The following is a 21,728-nucleotide window of genomic DNA, read 5'->3' on the forward strand; positions in this document are numbered from 1 at the left end:
CACAAGGGGTGTACAGGGGGTGCACGCATATCACCCCGCCTTCCGGCACAAAAAAAGGGCGCCGCGAGGGCGCCCTTTAGAATTTCCTGTCCCGCGGGAATCAGCCGCCCAGTTTCTTGGCGACCAGCTCGTTCACCGCCTTGGGATTGGCCTTGCCGCCGGTGGCCTTCATCACCTGGCCGACAAACCAGCCCGCCAGCTTCGGGTTCACCTTGGCCTTCTCCACCTGCGCCGGGTTGGCGGCGATGATTTCGTCCAAAGCGGTCTCGATGGCGCCAGTATCTGTAACCTGCTTCATGCCGCGTTCCTCGACGATCTGGGCCGGGTCGCCGCCCTCGGTATAGACGATCTCGAACAGGTCCTTGGCGATCTTGCCGGAGATCGCATCCGAGGAAATCAGGTCGATGATGCCGCCCAGCTGGGCAGGGGAGACCGGGGATTCGGTGATCGTGTGGTCTTCTTTCTTCAGGCGGCCGAACAGCTCGTTGATGACCCAGTTCGCGGCCAGCTTGCCGCTGCGGCCCTTGGCGGTTTCCTCAAAGAAGGCCGCCGATTCCACATCCGCGGTCAGCACCGAGGCGTCATAGTCGGAAAGGCCGAAGTCATTGATGAAACGCGCCTTTTTCTCGTCCGGAAGCTCCGGCAGGTTGGCGGCGATATCATCGACCCAGGCCTGCTCAATTTCCAGCGGCAGCAGGTCAGGATCGGGGAAATAGCGGTAGTCATGCGCCTCTTCCTTGGAGCGCATGGAACGGGTTTCGCCCTTGTCCGGGTCGTACAGGCGGGTTTCCTGCACCACTTCGCCGCCGCCCTCAAGGATGGCGATCTGGCGGCGCGCCTCCACTTCAATGGCCTGCTGGATAAAGCGCATGGAGTTCATGTTCTTGATCTCGCAGCGGGTGCCGAGGTGGCTGAAGTCCTGGGTTTCCTGGTACTTCTCGTACTGGCCCGGCAGGCAGACCGAGACGTTCACGTCGGCGCGCAGGTTGCCGTTCTGCATGTTGCCGTCGCAGGTGCCCAGGTACTGCATGATCTGGCGCAGCTTGGCGATATAGGCCGCCGCTTCTTCCGGCCCGCGGATGTCGGGGCGGGAGACGATTTCCATCAGGCAGACGCCGGTGCGGTTCAGGTCGACAAAGGACATGTTGGGATCCATGTCGTGGATCGACTTGCCCGCGTCCTGTTCCATGTGGATGCGTTCGATCCGCACGGTGCGCGCGGTGCCGTCGCCCAGTTCCACCAGCACTTCGCCTTCGCCCACAATGGGATGATAAAGCTGGGAAATCTGGTAGCCCTGCGGCAGGTCGGGGTAGAAATAGTTCTTGCGGTCAAAGGCGGACCACAGGTTGATGTCCGCTTTCAGGCCCAGGCCGGTGCGCACCGCCTGCTCGACGCAGTATTCGTTGATCACCGGCAGCATGCCGGGCATCGCCGCGTCCACGAAAGCCACGTTGGAGTTCGGCTCGGCGCCGAATTTGGTGGAGGCGCCGGAGAACAGCTTGGCATTGGAGCTGACCTGGGCATGCACCTCCATGCCGATGACCAGTTCCCAGTCATGCTTGGCGCCCGCGATCACCTTGGGCTTGGGGAGTTCATATGTCAGGTCGAGCATGGTTTTCCGCCGTATCCGAATGTCCTTGGTTGGCAAGCGTTCTAGGCCAGTGCGGCAGGGGGAGCAAGAGCCGCGAGGGCGGGAAAAAGCGGCCATTGGGCGGAAATCAGGCTGTTATGTTCCGGCGCGGAAGCGGAAGCCGGAAGGCGGCAGCTCAATTCAGCTGCCGCGAGGTGCCTTTAGGCTGTGGCCAGCCGCTGGCTGCTGCGGCGCAGGGCGCCGAGGGAAAACAGCTGGAAGGCAATGAACACCGGCACGAAGTATTCCGGGAACAGGGCCAGCGGATAGGCGTTGATGATATTGGGATTGTCAAAGGACATCAGCTGCAGGGCGCCTGCCGAGGTTGCGATACCAAGGCTGACCGCTACGGCGAAATCCAGCAGGCCGATGTAGCTGGCGCGGCGCACCAGGGCCTCGGCGTTCGCATCGCCGCGGTTCAGGGCACGCATCGCCTGGATCGCCGCGATGCCCGCGAGAATGTCGCCGATGCCCGCGGGCAGTGCGAATTGCCAGGGCAGGTCCCCCATCAGCCAGCCGATCAGAAACACGCCGCCCATCAGCCGGAGGCTTTGAATGCTGATCAGATGCGCGTGGCTGAGCCCGTGCAGGATAGCCCGGCCCGTGACTGTCAGGCGGCCCATGGCCCAGAGAAGCAAGGCCCCGCCGATAAGCGGCATCAGCGCGTAAGGCGGATCGGTGATTTCGAGGGGCGGCATGAGTATGCCGGCTTTGGCCAGTATTGTGACCAGCGGATACCATAGTCCAAGCAGGGCGGTGGTGACGGCGACACCTGCCGCCGCTTGTCTCGGCGGCAGGCCTGACCTGAGAGCGCCGATGCTGACAAGGCCAATTGCAAAGGCTGGCAGGATGACCGCGAAGGTTTGAACGTAAACAGTGGCGAGAGATTCGAACATTTGCCTTACTCCTACTGGACTGGCTGCATGTGAGTCCTGTTGTGGTAGTGACTATCAAATATGTAGTAACTTCACATTTGCAAGCTGGGCGCTTAAATTATCCCTATGAGCCAGCAGCCACGCGAAAATTGCCCGGTTCTGCGGGCGTCGAATGTCATGGGGGACCAATGGGTTCTTCTGATCCTGCGGGAGTTTTTTCTGGAAGGGCCGCGCCGGTTCCAGGACCTGCAGGACATCTTGAAGATCTCTCCTAACACCCTGTCAGGACGGCTGCGCAGGCTGGAGGAAAACGGCGTGCTGGAGCGGCAGGCCTATTCGCAGAACCCGCCGCGGTGGGAGTACCATCTGACCAAAAGCGGCGAGGCCCTGGCCCCGGTCATGAATGCGATCCGGGCTTGGGGTGAGGCGCATACTCCGGATCTGCCGGAAGGGTCCTGAAATCACTGGCGGGTGGCCGCCGGATACGCATTGAGCTCTTGGCGGCGTGCGCCGGCAGGGCTAGAACTGGCAGCCCGAGAAGAATTTTGAGGAGGCCGCCATGGACACATCCGCCCGCATCAGCCAGACCATTGCAACGGAAATCGGCGCCGCCGCCAAGCAGGTGAGCGCGGCTGTGGCGCTGCTGGACGAGGGCGCCACGGTGCCGTTTGTCGCGCGCTACCGCAAGGAGGCGACCGGCGGGCTGGACGACACCCAGCTGCGTACCCTGGCGGAGCGGCTGGAATATCTGCGCGAGCTGGAAAAACGGCGGGCGGCGATCCTCGAGTCGATCAAGGGGCAGGACAAGCTGACCGATGATCTGGCGGCCTCGATCGCCAAGGCGGAGACCAAGGCGCAGCTGGAGGATATCTATCTGCCCTACAAGCCCAAGCGGCGCACCAAGGCGATGATCGCCAAGGAAAACGGGCTGGAGCCGCTGACGGATGCCATCCTGGCGGACCGCAGCGCCGATCCGGAGAAGCTTGCGGAAGGGTATATTTCCGAGGCCGTCGCCACAGTGAAGGACGCGCTGAACGGAGCGCGCGATATCCTGACCGAGCGGCTGACCGAAAACGCCGCCCTGCTGGGCCGGCTGCGGGAGTTCCTGCAGCGGGAGGCAGTGCTGACAGCCAAGGTGGTCGAGGGCAAGGAGCAGGAGGGCGCCAAGTTCTCCGACTACTTCGCGCATTCCGAGCGCTGGGCGGATGTGCCCTCGCACCGGGCGCTGGCGATGCTGCGCGGCTCCAACGAGGGCGTGCTGACGCTGGACGTCGGGCCGGAGCCGGAAGAGGGCGTGGCACGGGCCGAGGCGATGGTCGCGGCGGAGCTGGGCGCGGGCGGCAACGGGCCGGGCGACAAGTGGCTGCGCAAGGTGGCGGGCTGGACCTGGCGGGTGAAGCTGAGCCTCTCGATGATGCTGGAACTGATGGGTGATCTGCGCGGGCGGGCGCAGGAGGACGCCATTCAGGTTTTTGCCCGCAACCTCAAGGACCTGCTGTTTGCAGCTCCGGCCGGTGCGCGACCGACTCTCGGGCTGGACCCGGGCATCCGCACCGGCGTCAAAGCGGCAGTGGTCGATGCAACCGGGAAACTGGTGGCCACCGAGACCTTGTACCCGTTCCAGCCAAAGAACGATCTGCGCGGGGCGCAGGTGTCGATTGTGAAACTGATCGCCGAACACGGGGTGGAGCTGATCGCCATCGGCAACGGCACCGCCAGCCGCGAGACCGAGCGGATGGTGGCCGAAGTGCTGAAACATATGCCTGCCAAGATCAAGGCGCCGACCAAGGTGGTGGTGTCTGAGGCCGGCGCCTCGGTCTATTCCGCTTCCGAGCTCGCAGCGCGGGAGTTCCCGGATCTGGATGTGAGCTTGCGCGGGGCGGTGTCGATTGCCCGGCGCCTGCAGGACCCGCTGGCGGAGCTGGTGAAGATCGAACCCAAGAGCATCGGCGTCGGCCAGTACCAGCATGACGTGGACCAGCATAAGCTGTCGAAGTCGCTGGAGGCAGTGATCGAGGACGTGGTGAACGCAGTCGGCGTCGACCTCAACATGGCCTCAGCCCCGCTGCTCTCTCATGTCTCGGGCCTCGGCCCCGGCCTGGCGGAGGCGATTGTGGCGCACCGCAACATGAACGGCGCATTCAGCTCGCGCAAGGAACTGCTGAAGGTGGCGCGGCTTGGCCCCAAGGCGTTTGAGCAATGCGCGGGCTTCCTGCGCATCCGCGACGGCAAGGAGCCGCTGGATGCCTCGTCAGTTCACCCCGAAAGCTATGATGTGGCACGCAAGATCGTCGCTGCCTGCGGCCGCGATATCCGCCAGATCATGGGCGACGGCGCGGCGCTGAAGTCCCTGCGGGCGGAGGATTTTACCGGCGGAGACGTCGGCCTGCCCACGGTGCGCGACATTTTCCAGGAACTGGAAAAGCCGGGCCGCGACCCGCGCCCGTCCTTTGTGACCGCGTCCTTCAAGGACGGGGTGGAGGAGATCACCGACCTGAAGCCGGGGATGGTGCTGGAGGGCACGGTGACAAACGTGGCGGCCTTTGGCGCGTTCGTCGATATCGGCGTCCATCAGGACGGGCTGGTGCATGTCAGCCAGCTGGCAGACCGGTTCGTGAAGGACCCGCACGAGGTGGTGAAGACGGGCCAAGTGGTCAAGGTCACCGTCACCGAGGTGGACGTGCCGCGCAAGCGGATCGGGCTCACCATGAAAAAGGACGGCGGCGCCTCAGCCAAGGAGGAGCGCAACGCGCGCGGGCCCTCCAAGGGAGCAGGACCGCGCCGCGGCGGCAAGCCGGGCGGGTATCAGGGCGGCGGCAAGGGCAGGGCGTCTGCCGCGCCGAAAGGCGGCCAGAGCCGGGATCAGGGCACCGGCGCGCTGGGCGCTGCCTTGATGGACGCCTTCAAGAAGAAATGAGGAAACGGGGCTTTGGCCCCGTTTTTCAACGATTGCGGGCAGTCACGCGGGGCTGAATTCCAGCCCTCTTTCGGTAAAGGCAACTTTCTGGCCGCCTTCGATCTCCTCGCGGAACTGGCCCGCGATGGCCTGCAGCGCACCGGCATGGCCGCTGGCGGCAAACCGGCTGACGGAGCGGATGCGGGCGCTGTTGTCGAAGCCTTCGGCGGCATGGGCCCAGATCAGCGGGTGCAGCTCTTTCAGGTGGTCCCGGATCAGCCAGGCCGCGGCCTGTGCAATCTTCAGCCGCGGCGCGTCGGCCTGCAGGTCGCGCCCCAGCCCATTGGGCAGGGCAACGGTGCAATAAGCGGCCAGCAGGTTGATCATCTCCTGCGAGGCATCGGCCCGGACGATATCGCGCAACCCGTCGAGGAAGAAACGGGTATCGACTCGGGCGCAGGCCTGATCGTCGATGGTGATGGCATCGAAATAGACCCAGGCGTAGCCGCCCGCGCCCCAGGTGGCCTCGGTGCGCGCGGCGGTGCGCCGGGCCTCCAGCTCCAGCGCGGCGTAGGAGCCGGAGCTGCGCGGCAGCATGTAGGTGCCGAGCGCGCGCATGTGGCGGTGGTTGGCTGGGGCCAGATCAATCAGCGCGCTGTAGGCGTCCGCCACCTGCATGGTTGCGGCGCTGCGGCCGACATAGAGCGCGCATTGCGCGGCTTGCAGGAACGGGCTGTCCTTGCTGGCCTGCGCGATCGGGCCCAGCAGCGCAGCAGCACGGTCAAAATGGGCTGCGCAGCGGCGGCGGGCCGGCTGCTGCGGCGCATCCCCGCCCTCAGCGCCGCGCCAGGCCCAGCCGATGTCGATATGGGCCAGCGCCACCAGGGCAGTCAGATAGGGGTCGCGGCGGTTCTCTGCCCGCAGCGCCTCAAACGCCATCAGGCCGCGGATCAGGGCGCGGCTGCCGGCATCGCCGTTTTCGGCCAGCGCGTGCTCGGTTGCGGTCACCACGTCGGCGCGGGCGCCATAGGCGATGAGATCGGCCAGCGGCAGGCCGCAGCGGGCGGCGGCGCGGCTTTCGTCGGCCTCGCGGATCTGCTGCGACAGCTTCTCCCAAAGCTCCTGGCGGGCCAGGAACTGGCCCCGGTCCTGGGCTTCGATGCAGGCCGGGTCGCCTTCTGCGCTGCAGACCGGGATCGACAGGCTGTCTTCCAGGCGGCGGGGCAGAAGCTGTTCGGCAGGGGCCGGAGAAGGGGCGGGGGCCTGGCGTGCGGCTGGCCGGGACCGGCTGGAAACAAGACCTGAAATCCGGGTCAGAAGATCCCGTGCCTGTCGAGACTGTGTGAGCATTTGTGCTTCCTGATGAGTGGCAGCTTATCGTTGTTCACAGTCTCGTCAGGCAATGGGGCGCAAAGATGGCGGCAGTGGGGAAGTTCATGCGCGGCGGCGGATATTTGCGCAGTTTCGCAGACAATCCGAAATGGATTTGCCGGGCTTTTAACGAAGGGCGCCAGAATGCCGTGAAGAAGGGTGTCAAAATGCCGTGAAATGGTGGCGTTCGGTGCGGATTCCGCGCCGCTGAAACTCAGCATCTATTTCCTGGTGCGGCGGCGTGGCCTCTTGCGGCAGGCGGATGCGTTTGCCGCTCTTCAGGATCAGTGTGGCGCGGACCGAGAAATCCCAGCGGGTGTCAAAGCGTACCCTGTCTATCTCGCCAAGCTCTGCCGCGCCATTCAGCCCGCCGCTGAACCATTCGATCCGGCTGGCGGAAATTCTGAGGCCCGACAAGGGGTTGCGGATCAGGTCCAAAAGCGCCGGGATAACCGGCAGGGTCAGCAGGATTACCAGCCACAGGGCCGCATCCAGCACCCGCCACAGCACCAGAAGCGCCAGCAGCCAGCCGCATGTCGCCAGAATGGCCGCGGGGGAGCGGCCCCGGCGGGAAAAGCTGTAGTCCTCCGCCGGGGGGCATGTTTCAGGCGTTTCAGGCATCCAGGATCCGGGTCACCATTTCATTGGTGTCGCGGCTGAGGCCCTCTGTCCCGGCAATCCGGCTGAGCTGGGCGCGGATCAGCGACTGGCGGCCCGCGTCATAGCGCTTCCAGGTCTGGAAGGCGGCGCACATGCGGGCGGTGGTCTGCGGATTCAGGCTGTCCAGCGCGATCAGGTTTTCGGCCAGCAGCTGATAGCCCTCGCCGCTGGCATGGTGGAAGCCCGCGTGGTTGCCCGCCAGCGCGCCGAAGACCGCGCGGAAGCGGTTGGGGTTCTTCATGTCGAACAGCGGGTGTTTGGTAAGAGCGGCGGCGGTTGCAGCCGTATTCTCCGGCGCGGCGCAGGCGATCTGCAGGGCAAACCACTTGTCCATCACCAGCCGGTCGTCCTGCCACTGATCGAAGAACGCCTGGCTTTGCGCCTCGCCTTTCTCGGCCTTCATCAGGGCGCCAAGGGCAGCATACTGCTGGGTCATGTTGTCCGCGGCGGCATACTGGCGCGCGGCCTGTTCGCCACCGTCCAGCCGGGTCAGCAAAGACAGGATGCGGCCATTGAGGGCGCGTTTGCCGGCGCTTTCGGCATCCGGGGCATAGGGGCCTTCGACCGTGGTTGCGGCATAAAGCCGGGGCAGGCTGGTTTCCAGCTGCTGCGCCAGGGTCTGGGTAAAGGTCTCAGCCGCGTCGTAAATCTTCTGCGGATCGGGTGTATAGCCGCGCTCATGCAGGGTCTGGGCGATGTCGGCCTGACTGGGCGGCGACAGTACAAGCGCGCGGAAGGCCGGGTCCTGTTCGTCGTCGCGCACCAGTTTTTCCAGCGCGTCCAGATAGGCCGCATCGGGTGCCGCCCCGTCCAGCACCATGGCAACCCGGGTTTCCTTGGCCAGCGCATTGCCGGCCTCCCAGCGGTTGAACGGGTCGGTGTCATGCGCCAGCAAAAAGGCGCGCTCGGCGTTGGTGGTCTCGCGCTCCAGGATCACCGGGGCGGAGAATTCGCGCAGGATGGAAGGAACCGGCTTGGAGGCGAGGCCGTCGAAGGTGAAGCTCTGCTTGGCGTCGGTCAGTTCCAGCACTTGCGTGCCGCGCACCTCGTCGCCGTTGGGGGACAACAGGCCCACCGCCATCGGAATGACCCGCGGCGCCTTGTCGGGCTGGCCCGGCGTCGGCGGCGTCGATTGCTCAAACGTCAAGGTATAGGTGCCATCGGCGTAATCTTCGGAGACCTTGACCCGCGGGGTGCCCGCCTGGCTGTACCACAGCTTGAACTGGCTGAGGTCGCGCCCGGTGGCATCCTCGAACACTTTCAGCCAGTCCTCGATGGTGCAGGCCTGGCCGTCGTGGCGCTCGAAATAGAGCTTCAGCGCCTTGTAATAGTTGTCATCGCCCACCAGCCGCTTGAGCATGCCGATCACCTCGGCGCCCTTTTCATAGACGGTGGCGGTGTAGAAGTTGTTGATTTCCTGGAAGGCTTCGGGCCGCGGCGGATGGGCGAGGGGGCCGTTGTCCTCCGGGAACTGGCGGGCGCGGAGCGTAATCACGTCGTCGATCCGCTTCACCGGCTCCGAGCGCATGTCGGCGGTGAACTGGGCGTCGCGAAATACCGTCAGCCCTTCCTTCAGGCACAGCTGGAACCAGTCGCGGCAGGTGATGCGGTTGCCGGTCCAGTTGTGGAAATACTCATGCGCGATGATCGCCTCGATGCGTTCGAAATTGGCATCCGTGGAGGTTTCGGGCGAGGCCAGAACACAGGAGGAGTTGAAGATGTTCAGCCCCTTGTTCTCCATCGCGCCCATGTTGAAGTCGTCCACGGCGACAATATTGAACAGGTCGAGGTCGTATTCGAGGCCGTAGACGTCCTCGTCCCATTTCATCGACTTTTTCAGCGCCTCCATGCCAAAGGCGCATTTGCCTTCGTCGCCGGGGCGGACCCAGATGTTCAGCTCCACATCCTTGCCAGAGCGCGTGGTGAAGCTGCCGGGATGGTTCACCAGGTCGCCCGCCACCAGCGCAAACAGATAGGCCGGTTTCGGCCAGGGATCATGCCATTCGGCCCAGCCCTCGCCCGCGCCCATCGGGTTGCCGTTTGACAGCATCACCGGCTCGTCGCCCTCGATCCGCACGGTGAAGGTGGACATCACGTCTGGGCGGTCCGGGTAATAGGTGATCTTGCGGAAGCCCTCGGCCTCGCACTGGGTGCAGTACATGCGGTTGGACATGTATAGCCCCTCCAGCGCGGTATTGCCGGCCGGGTTGATCTCCACCTCGGCTTCCCAAGTGAATGGGGCGCTGGGCACCTCGCATTTTAGGCCGCCCTCGACCAGTTCCGGCGTGACCGGCTGGCCGTCGATTTTGGCGGACATCAGTTTCAGCTCTTCGCCGTGCAGGAAGAACGTCTTGTCTGCCGCGTCCGGCTTGGGGGCAAAGCGGATCTTGCTCAGGACGCGGGTGGTTTCCGGTGCCAGGCGGAAGGTCAGGTGAACGCTTTCGACGTCATATCCGAAGGGCGTGTAGTCTTTCAGGTAGAAGGTCTGGGGCGTATCTTTGGCCATTCTCGCTCTCCTCGGAACTGCTTCTTTTCAGGTGTAGAGGATAGAGGCGGGACTGCAAGCGGATTGGCGGTTGAAATGCCGCTTCCGGAAAATCCGCAGCACTTTCTTGAAAATCAAGAAATTGAGTTCGGTTTCACCGATGGGGTGTTTTGTTGCTGACTGGAAACTTCTGCCCTAGTTAGATGTCAGCATACAGTGGTGTACCGCCGGAAGGAGCAAGTCATGAGCCGGGTCGAGAAACAGGGAATTCAGGTGGCGCCGGAGCTGGCGGATTTCATCGAGAAACAGGCGCTGCCGGGCACCGGGATCGAGGCCGAGGCGTTCTGGAAAGGCCTGGCGGAGCTGGTGAACAGCTTCGGCCCGGAAAACCGCGCGCTGCTGGCGAAACGCGAGGAAATCCAGGCCAGGATCGACGCCTGGCACATCGCCAACCGCGACAAGCCGCATGACCACGAAGCCTACAAGGCGTTTCTGGCCGACATCGGCTACCTGCTGCCGGAGGGCGGCGATTTCGAGATCGAAACGCAGAACGTGGACCCTGAGATCGCCAAGGTTCCGGGGCCGCAGCTGGTGGTGCCGATCACCAATGCCCGCTATGCGCTGAACGCGGCCAATGCGCGCTGGGGCAGCCTGTATGACGGGTTCTACGGCACCGATGCGATGGGAACCCCGGCGCCCAAGGGCGGCTATGACAAGGGCCGCGGCGCGCGGGTTGTGGCGCGGGCGCGGGTGTTCCTGGATGAGGCGTTCCCGATCAATGGCGCCAGCCACGCGGACGTGCGCCGCTATCACGTGCAGGACGGCCAGCTGCTGATCGACGACCTGCCGCTGGCGCAGCCGGAGAAATTCGCAGGCTACCGCGGCAACCCCAAGGCGCCGGAATCCGTGCTGCTGCGCAACAACGGGCTGCATGTGGAACTGGTGTTCGACCGCGCCCATGCTATCGGCGCCCGCGACCAGGCGGGGCTGGCAGACGTGCGGCTGGAAAGCGCGATGTCGGCGATCATGGACTGCGAGGATTCGGTCGCCTGCGTCGATGCCGAGGACAAGGTACAGGCCTATTCCAACTGGCTGGGGCTGATGAAGGGCGATCTGGAGGCAGAGCTGGAGAAGGGCGGCAAGACCATCACCCGCCGCCTGAACCCGGACTTCGGCTATACCGCGCCGGACGGCTCGGCCATGTCCGTCAAGGGCCGCGCCCTGTTGTGGGTGCGCAATGTGGGCCATCTGATGACCAATCCAGCAGTACTGGATAAGGACGGAAACGAGGCATACGAGGGCCTGCTGGATGCGCTGATCACCGTGATGATCGCCAAGCACGACCTGAAGCGCGAGGGCGGCAACTCTGCCCACGGCTCTGTCTACGTGGTGAAGCCCAAGATGCACGGGCCGGAAGAGGTCGCCTTTACCGACCGGATCTTCGACAAGGTCGAGGATATCCTGGGCCTGCCGCGCCACACCGTGAAGATCGGCATCATGGACGAGGAGCGCCGCACCTCAGTGAACCTCAAGGAATGCATCCGCGCCGCCAAGCACCGGGTCGCCTTCATCAACACCGGCTTCCTCGACCGCACCGGTGACGAGATCCACACCTCGATGGAGGCGGGGCCGTTCTCCCGTAAGGATTTCATCAAGCGCAAGGGCTGGATTGGCGCCTATGAGAACCTGAACGTCGACATCGGCCTGGAATGTGGGCTGAGCGGCAAGGCACAGATCGGCAAGGGCATGTGGGCGATGCCGGACATGATGGCGGCGATGCTGGAGCAGAAGATCGAGCACCCGAAATCCGGCGCCAACTGCGCCTGGGTGCCGAGCCCGACCGCCGCGACCCTGCACGCGCTGCATTACCACAAGGTTGATGTGCTGGCGGTGCAGGCCAAGTTGAAAGAGGGCGGCCGCCGCGCCCATGTGGACGGCATCCTGGAAATCCCGCTGGCGACCTACCGCAAGTGGACCCCGCGCCAGATTGCCCGCGAAGTGGACAACAACGCGCAAGGGATCCTCGGCTATGTGGTGCGCTGGATCGATCAGGGCGTCGGCTGCTCCAAGGTGCCGGACATCAATGACGTCGGCCTGATGGAGGATCGCGCCACCTGCCGGATTTCCGCCCAGCATATCGCCAACTGGCTGCACCATGGTGTCGTCTCCGAAGAGGAAGTCATGGGCAGCCTGCGCAAGATGGCCAAAGTGGTGGATGAGCAGAACCGCGGCGACAATACCTACCGCGCGATGGCACCGGGCTATGACACCATCGCCTTCAAGGCGGCCTGCGATCTGGTGTTCAAGGGGCGGGTGCAGCCTTCCGGCTATACTGAGCCGGTGCTGCACGCCCGGCGGCTGGAGCTGAAGGCCCAGGAAGCCGCGGCCTGACCGCGGCAAACTGACCGGATGAAACAGTTTCCCCGCAACAAGGGGTAGTCAAAGGGGGCCTTTTGGCCTCCTTTTCTGTTCCGTAACGTTAGGAGAGGAGGCTGAACTGATGGCTGGGATTTCACTGGAGCAGGCGCGCACCATCATCCGGGTGGCGCTGGAGAAGGGGCATGAGCTGAACCTGAAACCGCTGTCGGTGGTGGTGCTGGACGCTGGCGGCCATGTGCAGGCGTTTGAGCGTGAGGACGGCGCCGCTCCGGGCCGCTTCCCGATTGCGCATGGCAAGGCCTACGGCTCGGTGATGCTGGGCATGGCGGGCAGCGCCCAGATGGCGCGGGCAGAGGCGCAGGCCTATTTCATGGCAGCGGTGAACGGCGTTTACGGCGGCCAGGTGGTGCCGGTGCCGGGCGGCGTGCTGGTGCGCGGCGCGGACGGCGCGGTGATCGGCGCGGTTGGCGTGACCGGCGACACCTCGGACAACGACGCCATTGCGGCTGTGGCGGGCATCGAAGCCGCGGGCCTCAAGGGCGAGATCTGAGCCTCAAGTGCGTGCGTGAACAGAGCGTTGCGCCATCACTGCGGTTGAACCCGTGCCCTGGCAGGGCTAGATTTTCTGCCAGGAAACGGAGACATGCGGAATATGGCACGACCCAAGGTTGGCATTATCGGCAATTCTTATCTGCTGAACGATCAGTACCCCGTGCATGCGGGCGGGACGATGAATTCCGAGGCGATTGCCGAGGTGGCGGGCTGCATGCCGCTGATGATCCCTTCGGACCCGCGGTTCGTGACTGTCGAGGAGCTGCTGAATACCTTCGACGGCTTCCTGCTGACCGGCGGGCGGCCCAATGTGCATCCCAATGAGTACGGCGAGGCCGAGACCGATGCACATGGCGCCTTTGATCGGGCGCGCGATGCGATCACCCTGCCGCTGATCCGCGCTTGCGTCGAGCGCGGCCAGCCGTTCCTGGGCATCTGCCGCGGCTTTCAGGAAGTGAACGTGGCAATGGGCGGCACCCTGCACCCGGAAATCCGCGACCTGCCGGGGCGGATGAACCACCGGATGCCGCCGGACGGCACGCTGGAGGAAAAATTCGCCCTGCGTCATACGGTCAAGTTCAACTCCGGCGGGGTGTTCCACCGCCTGTTCGGTGCTGAGGAAGTGATGACGAACACGCTGCACGGCCAGGGCATCAAGCGCCCGGGTGCGCGGGTTGTCATTGACGGCCACGCGCCGGACGGCACGCCGGAAGCGGTCTATATCAAGGATGCGCCGGGCTTTACTCTGTCGGTGCAATGGCACCCGGAGTGGGAGGCGGCAGCGGACCCGGTGTCCCGCCCGTTGTTTGAGGCTTTCGGCGGGGCGGTGCGGGCCTGGTCCGCAGGCGGACAGGCCGGGTTGCAAAAGACGGCATAGGCACATTCCACGTTGAGCGCGGTTTGAAGCGGCTTTGCCCTGGTGCAGAGGCTGGCCTGAGCTGCCGGCGTTGCGGCCCGCCCGGCGGGCAGGCCGCTGCCAGCGTCAGATCAGCAGATCAAAGTCATGCATCAGCGGCAGCCGCCGGGCGCGTTTGCCGGTGAGGTCGAACAGTGCGTTGGCCAGCGCCGGGGCCGCGGGCGGGGTGCCGGGCTCGCCTGCGCCGCTGATATGCGTTTGTTCTTCCAGAATACGCACCTCCACCTCGGGCATCGTGCGCATGCGGATGGCGTCGTAATCGGGGAAGTTCCCTTGTTCCGCCGCGCCTTCGGCAAAAGTGATCTCGCCGAACATCGCTGCTGACAGCCCATAGGCCATGCCGCCGAACATCTGTGCTTCCAGGTTCCGCGGATCCAGCGCAACGCCCAGATCGGCGGCGATCCAGGCCTTTCTGAGGCGGATCAGTCCGTCTTCCTCCGCCACTTCAATCACCTGCGCCACCGGGGTGCCGAAGCTGTAGGTCATGGCAACGCCCCGGCCCACGCCGTCAGCCGTCTTGCCGGTCCAGCCGGACATCTCCTTGGCCGCTTCCAGAACCTTGGCCGCGGGCGCCCATTCCTGGCGGGTCAGGGCCAGCCGGAACTCCAGCGGGTCGGCTCCGGCCGCATGGGCCATTTCGTCCATGAAGCTTTCCATGAAAAAGCCGTTGAAGGACGCCCCGACAGACCGCCAGGCGCCGATCGGGACCTGCAGCTCCGCGGCGTGGCCGCGGATGCGGTAGTTGGGGATGCCGTAGGGCTGGTTGAAGGCGCCGTCGACAAGTGTTGTGTCTGGGCCGGCGGGAGTCATACCGAACCAGCGGCTCATCAGCTGCGGGGGCAGCGCCTGGCTGGCGATCTGTCCATCCAGCAGAACCGCGCTGCCGTCCTTCACCGCGCCCCGCATCCGGGCCATGGCGCCGGGGCGGTAGAAGTCATGGGTCATGTCCTCTTCCCGGCTCCAGGTGAGCTGCACCGGAGTGCCCCGCATCTGCCGCGCCAGCTTGGCGGCATAGACCGAGAAGTCCAACTCGCCGCGCCGCCCGAAGCCGCCGCCCATCATCGGGGTGTTCACCTCGACCTGTTCGGGGTCGATCCCCAACGCATCGGCGCAGTGATTGCGGGTGAGAAGCGGCCCCTGATTGCCGCTCCAGAGCTGCAGTTTGCTGCCGTCGTAGAGCGCGGTGGCGTTCAGCGGCTCCATCGTCGCGTGGGCAAGGAAGGGCACCTCGTATTCGGCGGAAATTTCCTGCGCCCCTTGGGGAAGTGCAGAGACATCGCCATCGTCGCGCAGGGTGGAGTTCGGCTCAGCGTCAAAGGCAGCGCGGATGGCGTCCTGGATTTCCGCTTGCGTGCCCGGAATGGGGGCAGGCCCCCAGTCTGCGGCGACCGCTTCGGCGGCCTGGATGGCGAGCCATGTGTTGTTTGCAACCACGGCAAAGGCATTGCCCAGGTCCACCACTTGTTCGACGCCCGGCATCTGCAGCGCTTCGCTGGCATCAAAGCCGTTCATGGTGCCGCCAAGGTGCGGGTTCGCCTTGAGGGCCGCGAACTTCATCCCCGGCAGGCGGACGTCGATGCCGAATTTAGCGGTGCCGGTGGCCTTGCCGGGCATGTCCACACGCGGCTGCGCCTTGCCCAGCAGCTTCCATTCGCTGCGGTGGCGCAGCTGGGCCTCGACCGGTTCCAGCCCGGCGGCCTCAGCAGCCAGCTCGGTATAGGCAATCTCGATGTTGCCGGGGGCAATCACCTTGCCGTCCCTGGTGGACAGCTGGCTGCTGGCAATGCCCAGCCGGTTGGCCGCGGCAAGCTTCAGCGTTTCCCGGGCAGAGGCGCCCGCGGCCCTCATCCGTTCATACCCGTCCTTCATCGAGGAGGAGCCGCCGGTCACCTGCATGTCCATCAGCTTGCCCGCATGGCCAAGCGCCTCGCCCAGCGAATGCATAAACCGCGATTTGTCGTAGCCTTTGGAAGGGATCACCTCTCCCAGCAGGGCCGCGTTGTAATAGGCGGTGGCGGCCGGGCCGTGGATGACCTCAACCTGGTCCAGAGTCACGTCCAGCTCTTCGGCGATCAATGCGGCCCAGGTGGTGTGCACGCCCTGGCCCATCTCGGCGCGCGGGGCGATCAGGGTGATCTTTTCGCCAGAGATCATCACAAACGGGTTGAAGGCGGCTTCGCCTTCCGCCGGCTTCAGCGGGTTCGGGGCAGGGCGGCTGACGTAATAGGCGCCGAAGGCAACGCCGCCGACAATGGCGGCAGAGCCGATCAGGAAGCTGCGGCGGGCGATTTTCTTGAAACTGGCCATCGGTTACGCCTCCTGCATCTTCTGGGCGGCGGAATGGATGGCGGCGCGGATGCGCGGGTAGGTGCCGCAGCGGCACAGGTTGCCCTGCATCGCCTCGTCAATTTCCGCGTCCGAGGGCGCAGGGTTCGCCGCCAGCAGGCTCGCCGCCTGCATGATCTGGCCGGACTGGCAGTAGCCGCATTGGGCCACCTGATGCTCCACCCAGGCCTGCTGGATCGCCGCCATCGCGTCCGGCGTGCCGATGCCCTCGATCGTGGTGACCTCGCCCCAGACATCGGACAGCGCCACCTGACAGGAGCGCACCGCCTCGCCGTCGATATGGACGGTGCAGGCCCCGCAGGCGGCCACGCCGCAGCCGAACTTGGTGCCGGTGAGGCCAACCTCATCCCGCAAAACCCAGAGGAGGGGCACATCATCAGGCAGATTGACCTGATGGGTTTTTCCATTAATGCGCAGGTCTGTTGGCATGGCGGGGCTCCCTTGCTGTGCTGTTGACAAAAATAACGAGTTTTGTCAGGGTGTCAATTGACATTTTTTACAAACAATGTCAGAAGCGGAAATATGAACATGGCAGGCATTGACCCGAAACAGCAGGCAATCCTTGAGGCCGCCTGGATGGCGTTCTCAACTTACGGATTCCGCAAAACCTCGATGGATGACATCGCCAAGGGCGCGGGCATGTCGCGGCCGGCACTGTATCTGCATTTCAAGAACAAGGAAGCGATCTTCCGGGCGCTGGTTGCCGCCTATTACGGCGCAGCGGCTGCCGGGGTGCGGGCGGCGCTGGCGGAACCGGGGCCGCTGCCGGAGCGGCTGCTGGCGGCCTTCCAGGGCCAGGCCGGGGAGGGCGTGCAAATGATGATGTCCTCGCCGCACGGGATGGAGCTGTTCGAGATCACCAAAAGCGTTGCGGGCGAAGTGATCGCCGAGGGCGAGGCCGCCCTGAGCGGGATCTACGCGGAGTGGCTGCAGCAGCAGGCTGCGGCCGGGCGTGCGGTGCTGAGCGGCGATGCCGCGGTGATTGCCCGAACCCTCTGCGCCTCATTGAAGGGGATCAAGCAGACTGCCGCGGATTACGAGGCTTACCAGGACGGGGTGCGCCAGCTGGCTGCCCTGGCCGGGGCAGGGCTGACGCCGCGGTGATGCGGGCCGGAAAATCCAGCCCGCAAGCGTTTCAGAGCTCGGTGCGCAGGTGCCACAGCTCTGGGAACAGCTCCACCTCCAGCATCCGTTTCAGATAGCTGACGCCGCCGGTGCCGCCGGTGCCGCGCTTGAAGCCGATCACGCGCTCCACCGTGGTCACATGGTTGAAGCGCCAGCGGCGGAAATAGTCCTCGAAATCCACCAGCTTTTCCGCCAGCTCATACAGTTCCCAGTGGGCCCCGGTGTCGCGGTAGACCTCGGTCCAGGCGGCCTGCACCGCCTCATGCGGCTGATAGGCTTCGCTGACGTCGCGGTTCAGCACTTCCTCCGGCAGAGTAAAGCTCTGCGCCAGCGCCTTCAGCGCCACGTCATAAAGCGACGGCTGCGCCAGTTCCGCCTCCAGCAGCGCCAGAATGTCCGGCCGGTGCGAGTGCGGCCGCAGCATCGCCTTGTTGCGGTTGCCCAGCATGAATTCGATCTGCCGGTACTGGTGCGACTGGAAGCCGGAGCTTTGGCCCAGCTCATCGCGGAAGGCGGTGTAGTCCGAGGGCGTCATGGTGCGCAGAACGTCCCAGGCGGAATTCAGCTGCTCAAAGATGCGCGCCACCCGCGCCAGCATCTTGAACGCCTGCCGCGCCTGGCCGCCCAGCAGCCTTTCGCGGGCGGCGCTCAGCTCGTGAATGGCCAGCCGCATCCACAGTTCTGAGGTCTGGTGCTGAATGATGAACAGCATCTCGTCGTGGGTATTGGTCCATGTCTTCTGCGCGTTCAGCAGCATGTCGAGCGACAGGTAATCGCCATAGGACATGCGCCCGTCAAAGGACATCTGGGCGCCGTCGTCGGCGGGATCGTAGGGTTGGGTCATCACATCATTCCTTTTCCTAAATTCAGTATATGTCAGGGAAGGGAATGCGTCCTCCGGTTCAGGGTGCCGCATTGGGCCAGGCGGCGCCACAGCGCGACCCAGCCCGCCGGGCGGCAAAGCGGCAGATGGTATGAGCGGGTGCGGCGCATCAGGTGACCGCGTGGCGGACCATGTATTCCGGCAGGTCCCAAAGGGCATTGGTCATCACATCGGTGATGATCTCTGCCGCCGCGCGCACGTCGCCCTCGTCGATATACAGCGGGGTGAAGCCGAAGCGCATGATGTCGGGCGCCCGGAAGTCGCCGATCACACCGCGGGCAATCAGCGCCTGCATCGCGGCATAGCCTTCGTCGAATTTGAACGACACCTGGCTGCCGCGGAAGGCCGGGTCGCGGGGCGAGGCGAGTTCCAGCTGCGGGCAATTCGCTTCCACCTCGGCGATAAACAGATCGCAGAGCGCGATGGACTTTGCGCGCACGGTGTCCATATCCGCCATGTCCCAGATATCCATCGCCGCCTCCAGCGCGGTCAGCTGCAGGATCGGCGGGGTGCCGACGCGCATCCGGTCGATGCCCTGGCCCGGGCGGTAGTCCAGGTCGAAGGCAAAGGGCGCCTCATGCCCCAGCCAGCCGGACAGGGCCGGGCGGGCGGTCTCCGCGTGGCGCGGCGAGACATAGATGAAGGCCGGCGCGCCGGGGCCACCATTCAGGTACTTGTAGGTGCAGCCAACAGCGAAATCGGCCTTGCACCCGGCCAGATCCACCGGAATGGCGCCCGCTGAATGGGCCAGGTCCCAGACCGTCAGCACGCCATGGGCGTGGGCTTTTTCGGTCAGCGCTTTCATGTCGTGCTTGCGGCCGGTGCGGTAATCCACCTCGGTGATCATCAGCACCGCGATCTCATCGGTGATGGCGTCCGCCACCGCCTCCGGGTCCACGACGCGCAACTCATACTCCGGCCCCAGCGATTTCAGCAGCCCGTCTGCCATATACAGGTCGGTTGGGAAGTTGCCATTATCCGACAGCACCACCTTGCGGCCCGGGTTCAGCTCCAGAGCTGAGGCCACCGCCTGATAGACCTTGATCGACAGCGTGTCGCCCATCACCACATGGCCGGGCTCCGCCCCGATCAGCCGCCCGATCCGGTCCCCCAGCGCCCTGGGCTTGTCCATCCAGCCGGCCTTGTTCCAGCCGGTGATCAGCATCTGGCCCCATTCGTCCTGCATCATCGACCCTACCCGCTCCTTGGCGGCGCGGGGCAGGGGGCCCAGCGAGTTGCCGTCCAGATAGATCACGCCTTCCGGCAGGTCGAACATCGCCTTGGTTGCGGCAAAATCGGTCATGGGGGGCCTCACGTCGATTGGATATTTCAAGCTTAAAGCTTTTAGCGTTTGCTACCGCATCCGGGCCGCTCTGTCCAGTGCCTAGCCGCTGGCTGGCCGGGGATCCGGTATCCCGAACTCGGCGCGCTTCTTCTTCGAAAGCTTCGCAGTGACCATCTGATAGGACAGGGTGATCTGTTCTTTCAGCTCCGCATCCGTCAGGCCGTCTTCGGCAAATTGCTGCAGCCATTTCATGCCCCGCGACGCCAAATAGGGCGCCGGGCGGACCCCAGGGCGCTCTTGCAGAACCTCATAGGCAATCTCGCCTGCTTTGAAGGTGAAGGCGTCCCTGCCATCGGCCCAGCCGCAGACAGCAAACAGCTTGCCGCCCGCCTTCCAAACGTCAGAATTGCCCCACTGCACCACATGCTCCGCCGCCGGGAAAGTGGCGCAGAATGCGTTGAACCCCTCCCGGTCCATCACATCTGCCCGCCCGAGATTTCGATGCACTGGCCGTTCACCGACCCGGACCCCGGACCGCAGAGCCACAGGGCAGCCGCGGCCACTTCCTCCGGTTCGATCAGACGCTTGTGCCGGTTGGCGTTGACCATCACGTCCAGTGCCTCCACCGCGCTCATCCCCGAACGCTGCGAGATCGAGGTGATATTGCGCTCCACAATCGGCGTGTCCACGTATCCCGGGCACAGCGCGTTGAAGGTGAACGGCGTGCCTAGGTAATCCTCGCTCAGCGCCCGTGTGAGCCCGATCAGCCCGTGTTTGGTGGCCGAATAACAGGCCGCGCCCTTCAGTCCGCGCAGGCCCGCGACAGAGGAGACCGTGATCACCCGCCCCCAGTCGGTCTGCCGCATCGATTTGAAGCTTTCGCGGATGGTCAGAAACGCGCCGTCCAGGTTGGTTGCCATCATGTTGCGCCAGAAGTCCATCGAGGTCTTGTGCAGCGCCGCACCCTCGGCAACACCGGCATTGGCGACGCATATTTGGATGGGGCCGCGCGCCGCCACCGCCTGGGCGATCTTGGTCTGAACGTCCTCCTCGCTGCGCACATCCATTGCCAGCGGGTGCAGGCCATCGGCGGCCGCTTCTTCCAGCACTTCCTGCCTGCGGCCGGTGATGGTGACCTGCGCCCCTGCCGCCGCCAATCCGTGGGCGATCGCCAGACCGATCCCCGTGCCGCCGCCAGTCACCAGCGCGTGTTTGCCTTGCAATGCCATGTTGTCCGGCCTCCCTGTTTTGCGGCTCAGCCTATCCGGGCTCAGCCGTGTGGCAACCCCGCCGTGCCGTCACGGCGCCGCCATAGTGCGGGAATGCGCGTTTCAGTGGCAGCCGCCCGGCGCGGCACCGGGCCGGCCGGCCGTTCAGTACACAAAGAAATACATAGGCATCCGGACGAAACTATGCAGGATCATGCCGCAAGCGGGAACGGATTCGCCGTTTTCGCGGCATGTGGGGCAAATTGTCCTTTTCTTTCAATCCCGGCCGAACAGGTCTGGACGAGCAGGCCGGATAAGGGAAGGTTGCCCGCGATGCGTGTTGTTTCGGACAGAATACTGCAAGGGGGCAGGGCGTGATGCGGTGGCTGGATGTGCCGCCCCTCTGGCTGGCCGGATTTGTTGCGGCCGCTTGGCTGCAAGCGGCGCAATTTGCCTTCGGGCTATCCTTTGGCGGGGCCTGGGCGGAGTTCCTGGCGGGCATTCTGGTGGGCGGCGGCATTCTTCTGGCATTGCTCGCGATCACCGAGATGCGGCGGCAGCAGACCACGGTCATCCCGCATCAGACACCCAGCCGCCTGGTGCAATCCGGGATCTTCAGCCGCACCCGCAATCCGATCTACCTGGGCGATGTGCTGATACTTGCTGGTTTTGTCCTGTGGTTTGATGCGGTGCTGTCACTGCCGCTGATCCCAGTGTTCCTGTGGGTTCTGGAGAAGCGGTTTGTCATTCCCGAAGAAGACCGGATGCGGCGGACCTTCCGGGCGGACTGGGCGCGCTATGAACAGAAGGTGCGCCGCTGGGTATGACGTTGGCGCGGCATTGCAGCGTGACTTTGCGGCAACGCAGCAAAATCCTTGCGCAATAATCTTGCGCATAGTAGATGAAATCATTGTGATCCGTACCCAGAGGATGCTGGCACGGGCAGGACGAGGGGGACCGACAAGGTGAAAATAGGGACACCAAAAGAAACATTCCCGGGTGAAAACCGTGTAGCGATGACGCCGGAGTCTGCGGCGCAGCTGCAGAAGCTGGGGTACACTTGCGCGATCGAGACCGGGGCGGGGGCTGCGGCGGGGTTTTCCGATGCGGCTTATGA

The 21,728-nt window shown here is 64.5% G+C and carries 19 protein-coding genes; 8 read left to right on the forward strand and 11 right to left on the reverse strand.

Features of this window, described 5'->3' with window-relative positions; translation table 11 throughout:
* Window positions 1-100: 100 nt before the first annotated feature.
* Complete coding sequence (gene gatB, locus KUW17_RS16610) at window positions 101-1,612, reverse strand: Asp-tRNA(Asn)/Glu-tRNA(Gln) amidotransferase subunit GatB (protein WP_222481129.1); 1,512 nt, start codon at window positions 1,610-1,612, stop codon at window positions 101-103.
* A gap of 179 nt (window positions 1,613-1,791) precedes the next feature.
* Window positions 1,792-2,526 (reverse strand): hypothetical protein, encoded by a 735-nt coding sequence (locus tag KUW17_RS16615; RefSeq protein WP_222481131.1) that lies wholly within the window; start codon window positions 2,524-2,526, stop codon window positions 1,792-1,794.
* A gap of 105 nt (window positions 2,527-2,631) precedes the next feature.
* Here KUW17_RS16615 and KUW17_RS16620 point away from each other — a divergent pair, with 105 nt between their 5' ends.
* Window positions 2,632-2,964 (forward strand): winged helix-turn-helix transcriptional regulator, encoded by a 333-nt coding sequence (locus KUW17_RS16620; RefSeq protein ID WP_222481133.1) that lies wholly within the window; start codon window positions 2,632-2,634, stop codon window positions 2,962-2,964.
* A 100-nt stretch (window positions 2,965-3,064) separates the two neighbouring features.
* The gene (locus tag KUW17_RS16625; RefSeq protein WP_222481135.1) at window positions 3,065-5,422 is read left to right on the forward strand and encodes a Tex family protein; all 2,358 of its coding nucleotides are present in this window, start codon (window positions 3,065-3,067) and stop codon (window positions 5,420-5,422) included.
* Between the two features lie 42 nt (window positions 5,423-5,464).
* Here the strand turns inward: KUW17_RS16625 and KUW17_RS16630 are convergent, their stop codons facing one another.
* The 3 genes from KUW17_RS16630 to pepN all read right to left on the reverse strand — a co-directional run bounded on the left by KUW17_RS16630 (window position 5,465) and on the right by pepN (window position 9,938).
* Window positions 5,465-6,751, reverse strand: a complete 1,287-nt coding sequence (locus tag KUW17_RS16630) for a hypothetical protein (protein WP_222481137.1) — start codon at window positions 6,749-6,751, stop codon at window positions 5,465-5,467.
* Window positions 6,752-6,934: 183 nt separating this feature from the next.
* Entirely contained in the window at window positions 6,935-7,393 is a 459-nt protein-coding gene (locus tag KUW17_RS16635; protein ID WP_222481139.1) for a hypothetical protein, read from the reverse strand.
* Complete coding sequence (pepN, locus tag KUW17_RS16640) at window positions 7,386-9,938, reverse strand: aminopeptidase N (RefSeq protein ID WP_222481141.1); 2,553 nt, start codon at window positions 9,936-9,938, stop codon at window positions 7,386-7,388. Before pepN ends, KUW17_RS16635 begins: the two co-directional genes overlap by 8 nt.
* Before the next feature lie 222 nt (window positions 9,939-10,160).
* Between pepN and KUW17_RS16645 the strand changes: the two genes are divergently transcribed.
* The 3 genes from KUW17_RS16645 (at window position 10,161) to KUW17_RS16655 (ending at window position 13,725) form a co-directional block, all read left to right on the forward strand.
* Window positions 10,161-12,308, forward strand: a complete 2,148-nt coding sequence (locus KUW17_RS16645) for a malate synthase G (RefSeq protein WP_222481143.1) — start codon at window positions 10,161-10,163, stop codon at window positions 12,306-12,308.
* 109 nt (window positions 12,309-12,417) lie between these two features.
* Complete coding sequence (locus tag KUW17_RS16650; protein ID WP_222481145.1) at window positions 12,418-12,846, forward strand: GlcG/HbpS family heme-binding protein; 429 nt, start codon at window positions 12,418-12,420, stop codon at window positions 12,844-12,846.
* Window positions 12,847-12,948: 102 nt separating this feature from the next.
* Window positions 12,949-13,725: a gamma-glutamyl-gamma-aminobutyrate hydrolase family protein gene (locus KUW17_RS16655; protein WP_222481147.1), complete on the forward strand. Its 777-nt coding sequence runs from the start codon at window positions 12,949-12,951 to the stop codon at window positions 13,723-13,725.
* Between the two features lie 105 nt (window positions 13,726-13,830).
* On the opposite strand, the gene KUW17_RS16660 is transcribed toward KUW17_RS16655, so the two are convergent.
* Both KUW17_RS16660 and KUW17_RS16665 read right to left on the reverse strand, forming a co-directional pair.
* Window positions 13,831-16,071 (reverse strand): xanthine dehydrogenase family protein molybdopterin-binding subunit, encoded by a 2,241-nt coding sequence (locus KUW17_RS16660; protein ID WP_222481149.1) that lies wholly within the window; start codon window positions 16,069-16,071, stop codon window positions 13,831-13,833.
* A 3-nt stretch (window positions 16,072-16,074) separates the two neighbouring features.
* Complete coding sequence (locus KUW17_RS16665) at window positions 16,075-16,539, reverse strand: (2Fe-2S)-binding protein (RefSeq protein ID WP_222481151.1); 465 nt, start codon at window positions 16,537-16,539, stop codon at window positions 16,075-16,077.
* A 93-nt stretch (window positions 16,540-16,632) separates the two neighbouring features.
* Between KUW17_RS16665 and KUW17_RS16670 the strand changes: the two genes are divergently transcribed.
* On the forward strand, window positions 16,633-17,214 hold the full coding sequence (locus KUW17_RS16670; RefSeq protein WP_222481152.1) for a TetR/AcrR family transcriptional regulator: 582 nt from the start codon (window positions 16,633-16,635) through the stop codon (window positions 17,212-17,214).
* 31 nt (window positions 17,215-17,245) lie between these two features.
* On the opposite strand, the gene kynA is transcribed toward KUW17_RS16670, so the two are convergent.
* The 4 genes from kynA to KUW17_RS16690 form a co-directional block, all read right to left on the reverse strand.
* Window positions 17,246-18,079 (reverse strand): tryptophan 2,3-dioxygenase, encoded by an 834-nt coding sequence (gene kynA, locus KUW17_RS16675; RefSeq protein WP_222481154.1) that lies wholly within the window; start codon window positions 18,077-18,079, stop codon window positions 17,246-17,248.
* Window positions 18,080-18,227: 148 nt separating this feature from the next.
* Entirely contained in the window at window positions 18,228-19,421 is a 1,194-nt protein-coding gene (gene kynU / locus KUW17_RS16680; RefSeq protein ID WP_222481156.1) for a kynureninase, read from the reverse strand.
* Window positions 19,422-19,502: 81 nt separating this feature from the next.
* The gene (locus tag KUW17_RS16685) at window positions 19,503-19,880 is read right to left on the reverse strand and encodes an MmcQ/YjbR family DNA-binding protein (RefSeq protein WP_222481182.1); all 378 of its coding nucleotides are present in this window, start codon (window positions 19,878-19,880) and stop codon (window positions 19,503-19,505) included.
* Window positions 19,880-20,632, reverse strand: coding sequence for an SDR family NAD(P)-dependent oxidoreductase (locus tag KUW17_RS16690; protein WP_222481158.1), 753 nt, complete (start codon window positions 20,630-20,632; stop codon window positions 19,880-19,882). Before KUW17_RS16690 ends, KUW17_RS16685 begins: the two co-directional genes overlap by 1 nt.
* 356 nt (window positions 20,633-20,988) lie before the next feature.
* Here KUW17_RS16690 and KUW17_RS16695 point away from each other — a divergent pair, with 356 nt between their 5' ends.
* Both KUW17_RS16695 and KUW17_RS16700 read left to right on the forward strand, forming a co-directional pair.
* Window positions 20,989-21,438, forward strand: a complete 450-nt coding sequence (locus KUW17_RS16695) for a methyltransferase family protein (protein WP_222481160.1) — start codon at window positions 20,989-20,991, stop codon at window positions 21,436-21,438.
* A 138-nt stretch (window positions 21,439-21,576) separates the two neighbouring features.
* The coding region (locus tag KUW17_RS16700; protein ID WP_222481184.1) for a hypothetical protein at window positions 21,577-21,728 on the forward strand (152 nt) is incomplete at its 3' end.

Origin of the sequence: Leisingera aquaemixtae (genome assembly GCF_019801145.1) — a bacterium.
In the GTDB taxonomy this organism is placed as follows: domain Bacteria; phylum Pseudomonadota; class Alphaproteobacteria; order Rhodobacterales; family Rhodobacteraceae; genus Leisingera; species Leisingera aquaemixtae_A.

Excerpts from the sequence above, each read along its gene's own strand:
- gatB (WP_222481129.1), bottom strand. The coding sequence starts at position 1,612 with ATGCTCGACCTGACATATGAACTCCCCAAGCCCAAGGTGATCGCGGGC.
- KUW17_RS16615 (WP_222481131.1), bottom strand. The coding sequence starts at position 2,526 with ATGTTCGAATCTCTCGCCACTGTTTACGTTCAAACCTTCGCGGTCATC.
- KUW17_RS16620 (WP_222481133.1), top strand. The coding sequence starts at position 2,632 with ATGAGCCAGCAGCCACGCGAAAATTGCCCGGTTCTGCGGGCGTCGAAT.
- KUW17_RS16625 (WP_222481135.1), top strand. The coding sequence starts at position 3,065 with ATGGACACATCCGCCCGCATCAGCCAGACCATTGCAACGGAAATCGGC.
- KUW17_RS16630 (WP_222481137.1), bottom strand. The coding sequence starts at position 6,751 with ATGCTCACACAGTCTCGACAGGCACGGGATCTTCTGACCCGGATTTCA.
- KUW17_RS16635 (WP_222481139.1), bottom strand. The coding sequence starts at position 7,393 with ATGCCTGAAACGCCTGAAACATGCCCCCCGGCGGAGGACTACAGCTTT.
- pepN (WP_222481141.1), bottom strand. The coding sequence starts at position 9,938 with ATGGCCAAAGATACGCCCCAGACCTTCTACCTGAAAGACTACACGCCC.
- KUW17_RS16645 (WP_222481143.1), top strand. The coding sequence starts at position 10,161 with ATGAGCCGGGTCGAGAAACAGGGAATTCAGGTGGCGCCGGAGCTGGCG.
- KUW17_RS16650 (WP_222481145.1), top strand. The coding sequence starts at position 12,418 with ATGGCTGGGATTTCACTGGAGCAGGCGCGCACCATCATCCGGGTGGCG.
- KUW17_RS16655 (WP_222481147.1), top strand. The coding sequence starts at position 12,949 with ATGGCACGACCCAAGGTTGGCATTATCGGCAATTCTTATCTGCTGAAC.
- KUW17_RS16660 (WP_222481149.1), bottom strand. The coding sequence starts at position 16,071 with ATGGCCAGTTTCAAGAAAATCGCCCGCCGCAGCTTCCTGATCGGCTCT.
- KUW17_RS16665 (WP_222481151.1), bottom strand. The coding sequence starts at position 16,539 with ATGCCAACAGACCTGCGCATTAATGGAAAAACCCATCAGGTCAATCTG.
- KUW17_RS16670 (WP_222481152.1), top strand. The coding sequence starts at position 16,633 with ATGAACATGGCAGGCATTGACCCGAAACAGCAGGCAATCCTTGAGGCC.
- kynA (WP_222481154.1), bottom strand. The coding sequence starts at position 18,079 with ATGACCCAACCCTACGATCCCGCCGACGACGGCGCCCAGATGTCCTTT.
- kynU (WP_222481156.1), bottom strand. The coding sequence starts at position 19,421 with ATGACCGATTTTGCCGCAACCAAGGCGATGTTCGACCTGCCGGAAGGC.
- KUW17_RS16685 (WP_222481182.1), bottom strand. The coding sequence starts at position 19,880 with ATGGACCGGGAGGGGTTCAACGCATTCTGCGCCACTTTCCCGGCGGCG.
- KUW17_RS16690 (WP_222481158.1), bottom strand. The coding sequence starts at position 20,632 with ATGGCATTGCAAGGCAAACACGCGCTGGTGACTGGCGGCGGCACGGGG.
- KUW17_RS16695 (WP_222481160.1), top strand. The coding sequence starts at position 20,989 with ATGCGGTGGCTGGATGTGCCGCCCCTCTGGCTGGCCGGATTTGTTGCG.